The sequence below is a fragment of the Peteryoungia rhizophila genome, from assembly GCF_004912145.1.
Lineage (GTDB): Bacteria > Pseudomonadota > Alphaproteobacteria > Rhizobiales > Rhizobiaceae > Allorhizobium > Allorhizobium rhizophilum.
The window spans coordinates 647,817-660,642 of record NZ_STGT01000003.1 but is presented as its reverse complement, the minus strand read 5'-3'; the positions used below and the strand labels follow the sequence as shown (position 1 = coordinate 660,642).

Genomic DNA, 12,826 nt, shown 5'->3' with positions numbered 1-12,826 from the left:
ATCAAGGGGCGGGGCATGACACTGCAATCCATGACGGGCTTTGCCCGTGTCGAAGGCTCGTCGGGGCGTTACCGTTGGGCCTGGGAACTGCGTTCGGTCAACGGCAAGGGGTTGGATCTGCGCTCGCGCCTGCCGCAGGGGCACGAGGCGCTGGAGACAGACATCCGCCGGCTTGCCGGCGAGCGACTGACCCGCGGCAACCTGCAGATCGGCCTTTCGGTAACGGTCAGCGAGAACCGCGTAGAGGCGGTGCTCAACCGGGATGCGCTTGCCGCCGTTCTCGCGCTACGCGACGAACTCGGACCGGGTGTGCTCGATCCGGCACCGCTGCGTCTCGACACGCTGCTCTCGATCCGGGGCCTCGTTGATATGCGCGAGGCGACCGATGATGCCGACGCGATCGCAGCCCGTGACACCGATATACTCGATGGCCTCGAACGCGCCATCACGGCGCTCGCCGACATGCGCACGACCGAGGGGGCGGCACTCCGTCGTATCCTGGAAGAGCAGATCGAAAGGATCGAGGATCTCGCTCTGCAGATCGAGGCCGATCCTTCTCGTTCTCCGGAGGAGATCGCGCGCCGGCTCGAAGTCCAGCTAGCGACACTGATGGACACGACCAATGGCCTCGACCGCGATCGCCTGCACCAGGAAATCGCCCTGATCGCCACCAAGGCAGATCTGCGCGAGGAGATCGACCGGCTGAAGGCGCATGTCACGGCGGCCCGGGAATTGTTGTCTGTCGGGGGTCCCGTCGGCCGCAAACTCGATTTCCTGGCGCAGGAATTTAACCGAGAATCAAATACTATCTGTTCCAAATCCAATGCCGTCGCGGTCACCGCCGCCGGCATTGAATTGAAGGTCGTCATCGACCAGTTCCGCGAACAGGTTCAGAATCTGGAGTAGTCTATGGCCGACATTGCCCCTGCCCACGTCAAGATCGCCAGGCGGGGTCTGATGCTGGTCATCTCCTCGCCGTCAGGTGCGGGAAAATCCACCATTGCCCGGACGCTGATGGACAAGGACAAGCAGATCGGTCTGTCGGTCAGTGTCACCACGCGCCAGCGCCGCCAGAGCGAAATCGAAGGCGTGCACTACCAGTTCGTGTCGCAACGCGAATTCGAGCGCCTGCGCGACAGCGACTCGCTTCTTGAATGGGCGCAGGTCCATGGCAATTATTACGGCACGCCGCGCGAGGCCGTCGAGACGGCCATGGGTGAGGGCCGCGACATGCTCTTCGATATCGACTGGCAGGGCGCCCAGCAGCTGCAGGACAAGATGTCGGCCGATGTCGTCTCCATCTTCATCCTTCCGCCGACAATGGCCGAACTCCAGTCCCGCCTGCACCGCCGCGCCGAAGACTCAGAAGAGGTCATCCAGACCCGCCTCAACAATTCCCGCGCCGAGATCGCCCATTGGCGCGAATATGACTATGTCATCGTCAACGACGACCTGAATGCGGCCTTCGATGCCGTCCAGTCGATCGTCAAGGCAGAGCGCCTTCGCCGCGACCGCCGCCACGGCCTCTTCGATTTCGTTGAGGGGTTGATCGCCTGAGGCGCGAGTACTCGGAACTGAAAAGGGCGGCCCGATTGTCTCGGCCGCCCTTTTTTGTGTCATTCGCCTCTGGGGAAGCGCTGGCTCTCTTCTAGGATGTTGAGATCCATGTGGTTGCGCATGTAGCGCTCCGAAGCCTTCTGCAGCGGCTGGTAGTCCCAGGGGAAATACGCACCGTTGCGCAGTGCTGCATAGACGATGTGGCGACGTGCCTGGCTTTCCCGGACCGCAGCATCGAAGCGCGAGAGATCCCACCGCCTCGCGGCTTCCTCGCTGAGCGTGGAAAGGATCTCGGCCGCAGCCGGATCGTCAGCAAGGTTGGTCATCTCATACGGATCGGCTTCGAGATCGGTCAGGATCGGCGGATCGGCCTCGCAGAGCGTCAGCTTGTAGCGCTCGTTGCGAAGCCCGATCATAGGGCTTACCGTACCCTCGGCGGCATACTCCATGGGCACGATGCCTCGTCCGCCCTTGCCGGTCGCAAGCGGCATCAGGTCCTCGCCGTCTGTCCAGTCGGCGATGGTCGAGATGTCGATCCCCGCGAGGCCGGCAAGCGTCGGCGTGACGTCGAGCGTCGATACAGGCGTCGTCACAAGCCGCCCTTCGACACCCGGGACTGCCATCATCATCGGCACGCGTGCAGAGCCTTCGAAGAAGTTCATCTTGAACCAGAGGCCCCGCTCGCCCAGCATGTCGCCATGGTCGGAAACGAAGAGGATGACGGTATTGTCGGCCATGCGCGTGCGCTCGAGCACGTCTAGGATCTCGCCGATCTTGTCGTCGACGTACGAGATGTTCGCGAAGTAGCCCTGACGTGCCCGCGCGACATTCTCGTCGGTGATGTCGAAGGCGAGATGGTCGCAGGCATCCATCAGGCGGCGCGAATGCGGATCCTGCTCGTCATAGGGGATGGCAGGGACACTCGGCACGAGGGCTTCGCAGCCTTCGTAGAGATCCCAGTACTTCCGCCGCGCGACGTAAGGGTCGTGCGGATGCGTGAAGCTGACCGTCAGGCACCAGGGGCGGTCGTCATGGCCCCGCGATAGGTCGTAGAGCCGGCGCGTGGCATTGTAGGCGACCTCGTCGTCATACTCCATCTGGTTGCTGATCTCGGCGACACCGGCGCCGGTGACGGAGCCGAGATTGTGGTACCACCAGTCGATGCGCTCGCCGGGCTTGCGATAATCCGGAGTCCAGCCGAAATCGGCAGGATAGATGTCGGTCGTCAGCCGCTCCTCGAAGCCGTGCAACTGGTCCGGCCCGACGAAATGCATCTTGCCCGACAGGCTGGTCTGGTAGCCAGCTGCCCGCAGGTGATGCGCGTAAGTCGGTATGTCGGAGGCGAACTCGGCCGCATTGTCATAGACTCGCGTGCGGCTCGGCAATTGCCCCGACATGAAGGAGGCCCGTGCCGGGGCGCAGAGCGGACTTGCCGTATAGGTGTTGGCGAAGCGCACGGAGCGCTTCGCCAGGTCCGCCAGATGCGGGGCATGCAGGAAATCGGCGGGACCATCCGGAAAGAGGGTCCCGTTGAATTGATCCACCATCAGGATCAGGATGTTGGGGCGAGAGCTCACGCGTCGATCCCTCAGAGACCGAGAGCCGACTTGACCGCCGCATCACCCGGCTGCCCGTCGAAGGTGGTGACGCCGTTGAGCCAGGTGTCCAGAGCAGCCGGATTGGCCTTCAGCCAGGTCGACGCGGCTTCCGTGGAATCCTTTCCACCGAGGATCTCGCCCATCAACACGTTTTCCATCGAAACGTCGAAGGTCATTTGTTTGAAGAGGGTTGCCGCATTCGGGCAGTCACCGCTCCAGCCGGTGCGGGCAAGCGTATAAACTTCGGCGCCACCGAAATTCGGACCGAAATAGGCGTCTCCGCCGGAGAGATAGGTCAGATCAAAACGCTCGTTCATCGGATGCGGTGCCCAGGCGAGGAAGACGACACCCTTGCCTTCCTTTGAGGCCCGCTCGACCTGGGCCAACATGGCCTGTTCACCCGATTCGACCAGTTCCCAGTCCTTGAGGCCGAATTCGCCGGCATCGATCATCTTCTGGATATTGGCATTGGCCGGTGCGCCAGGCTCGATGCCGTAGATCTTGCTTTCAAATTCGTCCGGGTTTTTGCCGAGATCGGCGAAGTCCTTGATGCCTTTCTCGGCGGTTGCGGTCGGCACGGCGAGCGTGAACTTCGCGCCTTCCAGGTTCTTCGCCATGACCTCGATCGCCTTGGTGCTGTTCAGGTCGTCGATGAAGGCCTGCTGCGCTGGCATCCAGTTGCCGAGGAAGACGTCGATCTCGCCGTTCTTCATCGACTGGTAGCCGATCGGTACGGAGAGCGTTTTGACGTCTGGCTGGTAGCCCAGAGCTTCGAGAATGACCGTCGCAACGCCGTTGGTCGCGGTGATATCGGTCCAGCCCGGATCCGACAGACGAATGGTCTTGCAGGATTCCCCGTCCTGCGCGGAAGCGGCTGTGGAGAGGAGGAGCAGGCCGAGGGCGGCAAGGCCGCCGAGAGTTCTGCGATTGCCGGATGAGACGCGCATGGTGGTTCCCTCTTGTTGTGGTATTGTTCCTGCTTATTGAAGAGGGGGGATGAAGACCTGTGAAGCCGGATATTTTTGATGCTTCCTATAAAGATGATCTATGTCTGAAGGACTGATCGACCTCGCCTGGATGCGGCTTCTGGTCGAAATCGATCGCAGGGGTTCGCTATCAGCTGCGGCTGAGGCGTTGGGTCTCAGCCAGCCGGCGGTCAGCTATCAGATCCGCCTCCTGGAACAGCGTGCAGGACTGCCGCTTCTTCATCGTCTCCACAGGGGGGTGCGCTTCACCGAAGAAGGCCGCCGCCTCTTGGCGATCGCGGACCGCACCGTCGCTGACGTGGACAGCCTGCAGCGCAGTCTGCGCGCCGCTCGTCGGCGTCCAACTGTCCGCCTGGCGACCGACTACGCCTTTTCCAGCCTCTGGCTCATTCCGCGCATGCATGCCTTTCGCCAGCGTCATCCCGAGATCGACCTGCAGATCGTCGCCACGCAGCGCCTCGGGCAACATTGGCGGGAAGATGCCGATCTCGCAGTCGCCTTCGGAACCGTAGGCGAGTTTTCGCCCCAGGGCAGGTTGCTGATGCCGGAGCGCGTGGTACCGGTCTGCACCCCGGCGCTCGCCGGACGAATGGCAGGGAACGCGGGCGCTCCGGATCAAGCCGAACCTCTCATTCATCTCGAAGCAGACAATCTCTCCCCCTGGCTCGATTGGAAATCTTATGGTGAACGCGCTTCCATCGGCGCTCTCCAGCAAGATCGTCCGGGCGATCTGCGCTTCAATACCTATGCGCTGGTGATCCAGGCCGCCATGGGAGGGCAGGGTGTTGCGCTCGGCTGGTTGGGCATCATCGATCAGCTGCTCGATTCCAACCTTCTGGTCGTTGCAGGACAGACAGTGTCCGTCCCCGATCGCGGATACTGGCTGGTGAACGGCACCGACAGTTCTGCTGCCAGACTTCTGGCCACTTGGCTGGTCAGTGAAGCGACGACGTCCGGCCCAACATGAGCCTGAGCGGCGACTCGCTAGCTGAAACTCAGATGAGGTTGGCGATCCGACAGAATTCTTCGACGCTCAGCGTTTCCGCCCGGCGCTGAGGATCGATCTCGGCACGGGCGAGAAGCGCTTCGCCGCCGATTGGCTTGAGGCTCTGTCGCAGCATCTTGCGGCGTTGGCCAAAGGCGGCCAGCGTCACTTTTTCCAGCTTATCCGGATCGCAGGGCAGGGGCTTTTCGATCGGTTCGAGATGCACCACAGTCGACGTCACCTTGGGCGGCGGCGTGAAGGCCTGTGGTGGAATGTCGAAGGCCATATGGGCTTGTGTCCGCCATCCGCAGAGCACGCCGAGGCGGCCATAGTGATTGTCATCCTCGCCAGCCACGATCCGCTGGCCGACTTCCTTCTGGAACATCAATGTCAGAGACTGCCAAAACGGCGGCCAGTGCCCGGGCAGCAGCCAGTTGACCAGCAGTTGCGTGCCGACATTGTAGGGGAGGTTGGCAATGATCTTGACCGGTTCGCCCCGAGCCAGCGTTTCGAAATCTGTCTTCAGGGCATCCCCCTCGATCACTTCGAGGCGGCCGGGATAATGGTCGGAAATCTCCTGCAGCGCTGGCAGGCAGCGGGCATCGCGCTCGATTGCAATCACCTTCTTCGCCCCGAGTGCCAGGATTGCGCGGGTCAGGCCGCCCGGTCCCGGTCCCACCTCGATCACGGTCGCCCCCTCGAGAGAGCCGGCAGTGCGCGCGACCTTCTGGGTCAGGTTGAGGTCGAGCAGAAAATTCTGACCCAGTGCCTTCTTGGCGTCGAGCCCATGGCGCGCAATCACGTCGCGCAGTGGCGGCAGTCCGTCGAGTGCGGCCATCAGGAGGATACGCCTTGTGCCTGGCTCATTCTGTCGGCCATCTGCAGCGCAGCGATCAAGCTCGTCTCCTTCGCGTGTCCGGTCCCGGCCAAACCAAAGGCCGTGCCGTGATCGGGCGAGGTGCGGATGAAGGGAAGCCCCAGGGTGACGTTGACACTGTCGTCGAAGCCCAGCGCCTTGGCGGGGATCAGAGCCTGATCGTGATACATGCAGATCGCGACGTCATAGCGTCCCCTCGCATCGTCATGGAACATGGTGTCGGCGGGCAGGGGGCCGAACACATCGATACCCTCGTCGCGCAGCATCCGGATCGCGGGATGGATGATTTCGTCGTCTTCATGGCCGATCGCACCACCTTCTCCGGCATGAGGATTGAGGCCGGCGACAGCAAGCCTTGGCGAAGCCAGTCCGAAGCGTGCGACGAGATCCTGGGCGACGATGCGACACGTGTCGACGATCAGCGCCTCCGTCAGCGCTGCTGGAACATCTTTGATCGGAATATGGATGGTGACGGGAACTGCCTTCAGCTTCGGCCCTGCCAGCATCATGACAGGCATGCAGGCTTGGCCGGTCGCCCGCGTGGCGAGGTCGGCGAGGAATTCGGTGTGACCGGGGAAGCCGAAGCCGGCCTCATACAGTACGGACTTTGCGATCGGATTGGTGATGATGGCGCGCACCTCACCTGAAAGGCAGAGCGAAACGGCCGTCTCGATCGCGGCGATCGTGCCGCGTGCGTTCGAAACATGTGGCTTGCCGGCGAGAACATCGACGCCGATCGGAATGTTGTGCACGGGAATCGCATGGTCGAAGACCGCACTCGCTTGTGCCGCATTCGCCTCGACGACAGGCACGTCCAGTTCGAGTTGCCGTGCACGGATCTGCAGGACGGCCAGATCGCCAATATACAGAAATGGCGGCAGACCGACCTCGCCACGTCTCAGCCATGCCTGTAATGCGATATCCGGCCCTATACCGGCCGGATCGCCCTGGCTGAGCGCAAGCGGAAGCACGCCGTCGGTCATGGTTCCGCCTTTCGCCGCTTACTGGATTACGATCTGGGCCTTGGACCGCAGTTCTTCCAGATACTTTTCGGCGTTCGGGTTTTCGCCCTGCTGCTCCTTGCCGATATCCTCGGCACGGAAGACAATCTCTGCCGCAACGTCGTCGGAAACCTGGCGCTGGTTGCAGATCGCCAGATACTCGACACCGCGTTCGGTCACGCGCGTCCCGGTGGTGCCGCCGTTTGCCTTCTCGATCAACGGCTTCCATTCCGGCGGAAGCTCAGGCTCCATCACGCGTCCGAGATTGCGGATCGAGACATCAAGATAGTTCTTGGCGAATTCCATCGCCTGATCGCAGCCCGGGAAGGACGCACGGGACTTTTCGGCCTCCGCCTTGCGCTTGCCGACAATGCCCTTTTTCGATGCGGGCACCACGAACACGACCTGCTTGAGGAAGTATTCGGTCGTGACCGGCTTCTGCTTGTTTTCCAGAAGGCGCGTGACGAGATCCTGGTTCGACAGGCGACCGCGCGCACCGGCTCCGTAGCGGGCATTGACCAGGCGCGGCCAGCTCATCGAAACGGCGATATACGCCTTGAAATGCGCAGCACCGACCCCGGCCTGGTCGAGCACAGAGTTCAGCTGCGACACCGACAACTTGTTGGAACTGGCGAACCGCTCGAACGAAGCATCAACATCCGACGTGCTGACGGACATTCCCACGCGGGCGATTTCTTCGCGCTTCAAGGCTTCGTTGACGAGTTCTTCCTTGGCAATACTCTGCAGATTGCCGCTGCGGCGCTGTAGGCGCAGGAAGGCAGCGCGCCGCGCCACGTCGCTGCTCGTGATCGCCGTCTTGTTGACCACGGCGACAACGGATGTCGCAGCTTGCGCCTGGGTGATCATCGGAGTGGGGCTCACGCTGAGCGACAGCGCGATGACGCCGGCAAGCAAGAAGCTGGTGCCCTTTTTCGCTGTGGCCATCTGTAATCCTTTCTCCGGAGGATCAGGCATCATCCGGTCGTTCAACATTAGACGGAGTTTAAAACTGCCGCACGGATTGCACAATCCGTGCGGCAAAACAATGACCTCCGCCAAAGCGGCGTTTTCGCGTCAGAACGTCGTGTCGCTCAGGTTGATCTCGCCGAGTGTACGGAAGACAAGCTTGCCACCGATCGTCCAGTCGTTCGCGGTCTCATCATTCGGGTCATACTTGTCCGAATAAGCGATCGAGAAGACGGTGCACTCGTCGGCATAGGAGATGCCCACGCTGCGACGGTTGAACGTGTTCGCGTCGATATCGTAGTTGACCGAGCCGAAGACGGACCAGTTTTGGTTGAGCTTGACCGTGGACGAGCTTGTGATCGTCTGATTGTCTTCGTCGAAGGAATATTCGGGACGGGCATCGACCTGGGTGAAGGTCAGGCTCGTCTCGAAGCGATCCTGCGCATATGTGGCGTTCAGGTCGGTCCTGCGAACGTCGAGCGTCTTCTCATCCAGACGTACGCCCGCGGAAAGGGACAGTCCAATCGGTAGCTCGAAGCCAGCTGAGGCGACGAAATCCGATACATCCGTTTCCAGACCGGAATCGGTGCCGACGGCCAGAAGGTCGTCGGTCGCATAGGAGTTCAGGCCCGCCAGATGGTAGGACTGGCCGATAACTGCACGGACACCGACGCCATTGTCGAAGCTGCCGGTATAACGCATGCCGACATTGGCGCGCGTTCCACCCTCGACTCGGTCGAAGCCCGAGAATTTGTTACGCGAGAAGAGGTTGCTGGCATCGAAGACCAGGCTCTGCGAGTCTTCGTTGGGCAGCTGGCCCGCAAAGTCTTCGTCATTGCGCGCATAGATCTGGGCAATCGGCTCAATGATATGCGTGCTGTTGTCGGTGGTGATAAGCCACGGATAACGAACTTCGACGCCGGCTGTCAGCAAGGCGCGCGCCGGGGCGTCATTCGATGTGTAGCCTCCGGAATAGTTGGCAGGCGCATCCATCGCGAGACCATAGACGTCGCCACGGGCAGCGAGCAACGGCGTAATCTGCAGACCCCCCGGACCATCGAAGGTGCGTTCCCACGCGAGTTCACCGCTGAGGCGGTTCACATTGCCCTTGAGGCCACGATAGAGGTCGTCTATGCCGTCGCCATTTCTATCTGCCGATTCACCGGAAAAGCGGGACAGGGAGGTGAAGTTGAGCGTACCGGACAGCTGGCCGCCGGCCACGAGCTCGGGCGCATAATAGCTGTAGTCGATGACCGGCAGGACGGTCGCCTGCTTTTTCTCAGCGGTATTGTTCAGATCCGCGTCCTGCACGTCGAAGTAATAGCCGCGTATGTCGAAGAAATTGCGCTCGCCGACGCCGGTCAGGTAGGCGGTATTGGTGTTCGTCGAGCTGTTCAGGCCTTCAACGCCATAGGTGCGGGCGAAGTTGTTGTCTGTCTGGAACATCACATCCCAGCCGAAGGTCCAGCGAGGGTTGATCTTGAAGTCGCCCTTCGACGCGACAAGCCCGCGGAAGTCGCGCTGCGCGTCGCTGGTGCCGGCGGTGAATTCGTCGGTATTCATCTGGCTGATGCCGGCCAGGCGCAGGTTGGCCTCGCCCTTTTCAAACCGCTGACGAACCTCCGCTTCCAGAAGCACGCCCTGGGTGCTGAACCCGGTCGTCGTGATCGTTGCATCGCGGTCCGGCGCGATGGCAATGTAGTACGGGACCGAAATTCCGAAGCCGACGTTTTCACCCGAGCGGAATTCCGGGAATAGAAAACCAGTCTTCCGCTTCACGGTGTTATCAGGCACCACGAGAAAGGGCAGGGTTGCGATCGAGCGACCAAAAAGCTCGAAGCGTGCTTTCTCCAGGCGAATGGTCTGCTTCTTGCCGTCCTGAACGACGCGCTCGGCCTTGACCTGCCAGATCGGCGGTCGCGAAGGGTTTTCGGCGCACGGAAGGCAGGCGGTGTAGACACCCTTGTGCAGGATCATCTGCGTGCCACCGACGCGCTCCGCGCTCTCGGCAACGAGACGCGTATTGTCGGCCGTCTCGACGCGCAGCGCCCTCAGGAAGCCGTCGGAGAAATTGTCCGTGACATCAAGCGATTCCGCATAGATGCGGTTCCCGGTTGGTTCGACCAGTTCGATATTGCCTGCCGCGGTGACGCGACCCGACTTCTGATCGTAGACGACCTGTCGGGCAACCATCTGGTAGCCCGCATAATTGATCTGCACCGCACCGTTCGCGACAACGCGTTCGGCATCACGGTCATAAACCAGTTCATTGGCTGCAAGAAGCAGCTTCGCGTCATCAGGGAGTTGACCTGCCGTCACTGCCGAATCCGACAGGCTCTGCGCATGCACGAGAGGCGCGGTGAGCGGCAAAGCGCACACAGCAACACTGGTCAGCAGGGCTACTGAGAGCCTCCTGATATTCCCGCGGTCTTTTACCGCCACTAACCATCCTCCTTGTGAAGCAGAATCGTTGCCCCCAGTGCCATCGCTACGACAACTGGGACCCAGGCCGCAACATATGGCGGCATGACGCCGCTGCTTCCGAATGCTCTGACGAGCACTGTGACAACATAAAGCACGAAGCCTGACAATATTCCACCGAGAATCACCGTTCGAGATTGGTTGATACGGCTGAATTTCAGCGAAACGGTTGCCGCGATCAGCGTCATTGCAATCATCAGGAATGGCAGCGAAAGCAGCGAGTGAAACTGCGTTTCGAGTGCATATGGCGCGATTCCAAATGAGCGGGCAACTTCAATTTTCTGAAAAAGATCATAAAAAGCAACGCTTTCCGGCTTTGCCAGTCGTTGCTGGACGAATTCCTCGTTGAGATTGGTGGCCACCCGTGCATCGGCCACGCGTGCCTGGATCTCTCCGGGACGTGTCTCCAGCACGTCGGTAAGCATCCAGTAACCATCTTTCAACTTAGCTGTGCGCGCATCCTGACGAAGGATGATGCGACCTTCTTGGTCGAAGTGCAGCAGAACTGCATCGGCAAACAGCGTTCCATCTTCCAATACGGAGCGCGCGCCGATCGCCACGTCGTTTTCGCCGCTCGACTGTCGGAGCCACGGAATAGGAGCAAGCGCGCTGTTGGCAGAGGTTTCGCGCCAGCGCGTTTCAATCTCGGTTCCTTGCCGCTCGCCCCAGGCGGCGAGTGGGTTGATAACCAGGGTCGTCGCCAGACCGATCAGCGTCGCACCAATCACGAAGGGCGCCATAAACTGCCAAACTGAAATGCCGGCCGCCCGCGCGACGACGAGTTCCGACTTTCTGTTCAACGATATGAGGGTCGCCATGCCGACGAAGAGACCAATAAACGGCACTGTCTGCTGCAGTATGAGCGGTAGCCGAAGCGCAGTCAGATAAAGCACCCCGGCGATGGAATAGCCCGGCAGGCCGTCGTAGCGCCCCGCGGTTTCAGTAAAGTCGATCAGATAGGTGATCGAGACAACGCCGAGGATAAACCACAGGGAGGTCATCATGTAGCGGCGGAAGAAATAAAGGCCGAGCGTCCAGATCACGCGCTTCCTCCAGTCCCTACGCCCATACGCTTCTGCGTGACTGTCGCTACAGCCTCAATCAGCGATGACAGAAACTTGGGCAGTCGCGGACTCCGGTTTGTCGCGAGCATGAACAGCGCCGCACTACCACTGCCGAGCGGCAGCAAATACAGGAGCGGCAGAAACGCAGACGAGGTCTCCGCAAGCGTCGTCAGATAGTTCGATGCCCAGAAAAGGGTAAGGGCCATGATCAGGGCCGATGCCATGGGGTGTAGCCGCGCCTCGCGGTGAGATCGCGCATCACCACACAGCATGAGGCTGATCAAGGCAAACACCAAGGGCAGGAAGGAACTGCTGATGCGGCGATGCAGCTCCGCGCTGAAATCATTCGGTTTGTCGACATATCGCTCATCGAGGGGATCCGGGTCCATGAGGTAGAGCAGATCGCGATCCTTCGCACCGTAACGCGCCTGACCGCGTTCTTCGGAAAGATCGGACAGATCGAAGGCGTATCGGTCAAAGCGGATGACGGTTACGTCGCCGTTTGGTGCCTTGCGCTGGACTTCGCCGTCCTGCATCACCAACGCCTTGCCCGTTTCATCGACTGCCCCCTCGCGCGCATAATAGATCAATTCGGATGCCGGATCCCGCGAATCGGCGACCAGCAGGCCTTTCATCGCTCGGCCCGACTGTCGCTCGGAAATTTGCACGAAGAGGCCCGGCTCGATCTGCCGGAAAGTCCTTTCCTCGATGACCGATGACAGGAGATCTGCATAGGCGGTGGCGATCATGGTTCGAACATTCACCCGCATCGCGGGCTCGACGAACCCCATCATCACGAAGGAAAAGAAGCTCAGCCCCGCAGCGAAGATGATCAGCGGGCGCTGGATGATCGAACGCGGCGCCCCGGCAGCATCGATCACCGCAAGCTCCGAATCGTTGTTCATCGTGGTCAGCGTATGGGTGATTCCGATGACGAGCGCGAAGGGTAGAACCGTTGCCACGATTGTCGGCAGGATCATTGTTGCCAGAACCATGAACGAGCCGACGGACTGTCCGCTGTCAGTCACCAGATTGATACGGCGCAATACCTGCGTGGTCCAGATGATCGCCAGCACCGGGAGCAGCGCTGTGAGAAACATCAGGACGACCCGTCGCAGAATGTATTGTTCGAGTATCTTCATAGGGTTCCCTTGCAGGCGCGACACGCTCACACCGCGCCGAGAATCGGCTTTCTCTACGATGCTTGCGGCGATTTGGCGACCAGCCGATCGCATTTTCCCCGATTCCATAAAATCGTTTTTCCTGACACCGCGATAAATCGGACACGCTCTCGGCTGGATCCGAGCAATC

General features: G+C 60.7%; 11 protein-coding genes. 3 read left to right on the top strand and 8 right to left on the bottom strand.

Features of this window, described 5'->3' with window-relative positions; translation table 11 throughout:
* Window positions 1-15 precede the first annotated feature (15 nt).
* Both E9677_RS14360 and gmk read left to right on the top strand, forming a co-directional pair.
* Window positions 16-906 (top strand): YicC/YloC family endoribonuclease, encoded by an 891-nt coding sequence (locus tag E9677_RS14360; RefSeq protein WP_136558748.1) that lies wholly within the window; start codon window positions 16-18, stop codon window positions 904-906.
* Between the two features lie 3 nt (window positions 907-909).
* A complete protein-coding gene (gene gmk, locus E9677_RS14355) occupies window positions 910-1,557 on the top strand; it encodes a guanylate kinase (protein ID WP_136558747.1) in 648 nt (215 codons plus the stop codon).
* A gap of 59 nt (window positions 1,558-1,616) precedes the next feature.
* Here gmk and betC read toward each other — a convergent pair whose 3' ends face one another.
* A complete protein-coding gene (gene betC, locus E9677_RS14350) occupies window positions 1,617-3,134 on the bottom strand; it encodes a choline-sulfatase (protein WP_136558746.1) in 1,518 nt (505 codons plus the stop codon).
* An 11-nt stretch (window positions 3,135-3,145) separates the two neighbouring features.
* On the bottom strand, window positions 3,146-4,102 hold the full coding sequence (locus E9677_RS14345; RefSeq protein WP_136558745.1) for a choline ABC transporter substrate-binding protein: 957 nt from the start codon (window positions 4,100-4,102) through the stop codon (window positions 3,146-3,148).
* Window positions 4,103-4,202: 100 nt separating this feature from the next.
* Between E9677_RS14345 and E9677_RS14340 the strand changes: the two genes are divergently transcribed.
* Window positions 4,203-5,108 carry a LysR family transcriptional regulator gene (locus E9677_RS14340; protein ID WP_136558744.1) on the top strand — a complete coding sequence of 302 codons (906 nt, stop codon included), beginning with the start codon at window positions 4,203-4,205 and terminating at the stop codon, window positions 5,106-5,108.
* Between the two features lie 28 nt (window positions 5,109-5,136).
* Here E9677_RS14340 and rsmA read toward each other — a convergent pair whose 3' ends face one another.
* The 6 genes from rsmA to lptF form a co-directional block, all read right to left on the bottom strand.
* Window positions 5,137-5,964, bottom strand: coding sequence for a 16S rRNA (adenine(1518)-N(6)/adenine(1519)-N(6))-dimethyltransferase RsmA (gene rsmA / locus E9677_RS14335; RefSeq protein WP_136558743.1), 828 nt, complete (start codon window positions 5,962-5,964; stop codon window positions 5,137-5,139).
* Window positions 5,964-6,986 carry a 4-hydroxythreonine-4-phosphate dehydrogenase PdxA gene (gene pdxA, locus E9677_RS14330; protein ID WP_136558742.1) on the bottom strand — a complete coding sequence of 341 codons (1,023 nt, stop codon included), beginning with the start codon at window positions 6,984-6,986 and terminating at the stop codon, window positions 5,964-5,966. Before pdxA ends, rsmA begins: the two co-directional genes overlap by 1 nt.
* A gap of 18 nt (window positions 6,987-7,004) precedes the next feature.
* Window positions 7,005-7,949 carry a SurA N-terminal domain-containing protein gene (locus E9677_RS14325; RefSeq protein WP_136558741.1) on the bottom strand — a complete coding sequence of 315 codons (945 nt, stop codon included), beginning with the start codon at window positions 7,947-7,949 and terminating at the stop codon, window positions 7,005-7,007.
* A 129-nt stretch (window positions 7,950-8,078) separates the two neighbouring features.
* Window positions 8,079-10,412, bottom strand: a complete 2,334-nt coding sequence (locus E9677_RS14320; RefSeq protein ID WP_136558740.1) for an LPS-assembly protein LptD — start codon at window positions 10,410-10,412, stop codon at window positions 8,079-8,081.
* The gene (lptG, locus tag E9677_RS14315; RefSeq protein WP_235882982.1) at window positions 10,412-11,455 is read right to left on the bottom strand and encodes an LPS export ABC transporter permease LptG; all 1,044 of its coding nucleotides are present in this window, start codon (window positions 11,453-11,455) and stop codon (window positions 10,412-10,414) included. The genes E9677_RS14320 and lptG overlap by 1 nt, the downstream gene beginning before the upstream one ends.
* A gap of 35 nt (window positions 11,456-11,490) precedes the next feature.
* Window positions 11,491-12,657 (bottom strand): LPS export ABC transporter permease LptF, encoded by a 1,167-nt coding sequence (gene lptF, locus E9677_RS14310; RefSeq protein WP_136558738.1) that lies wholly within the window; start codon window positions 12,655-12,657, stop codon window positions 11,491-11,493.
* Between the last annotated feature and the right edge of the window lie 169 nt (window positions 12,658-12,826).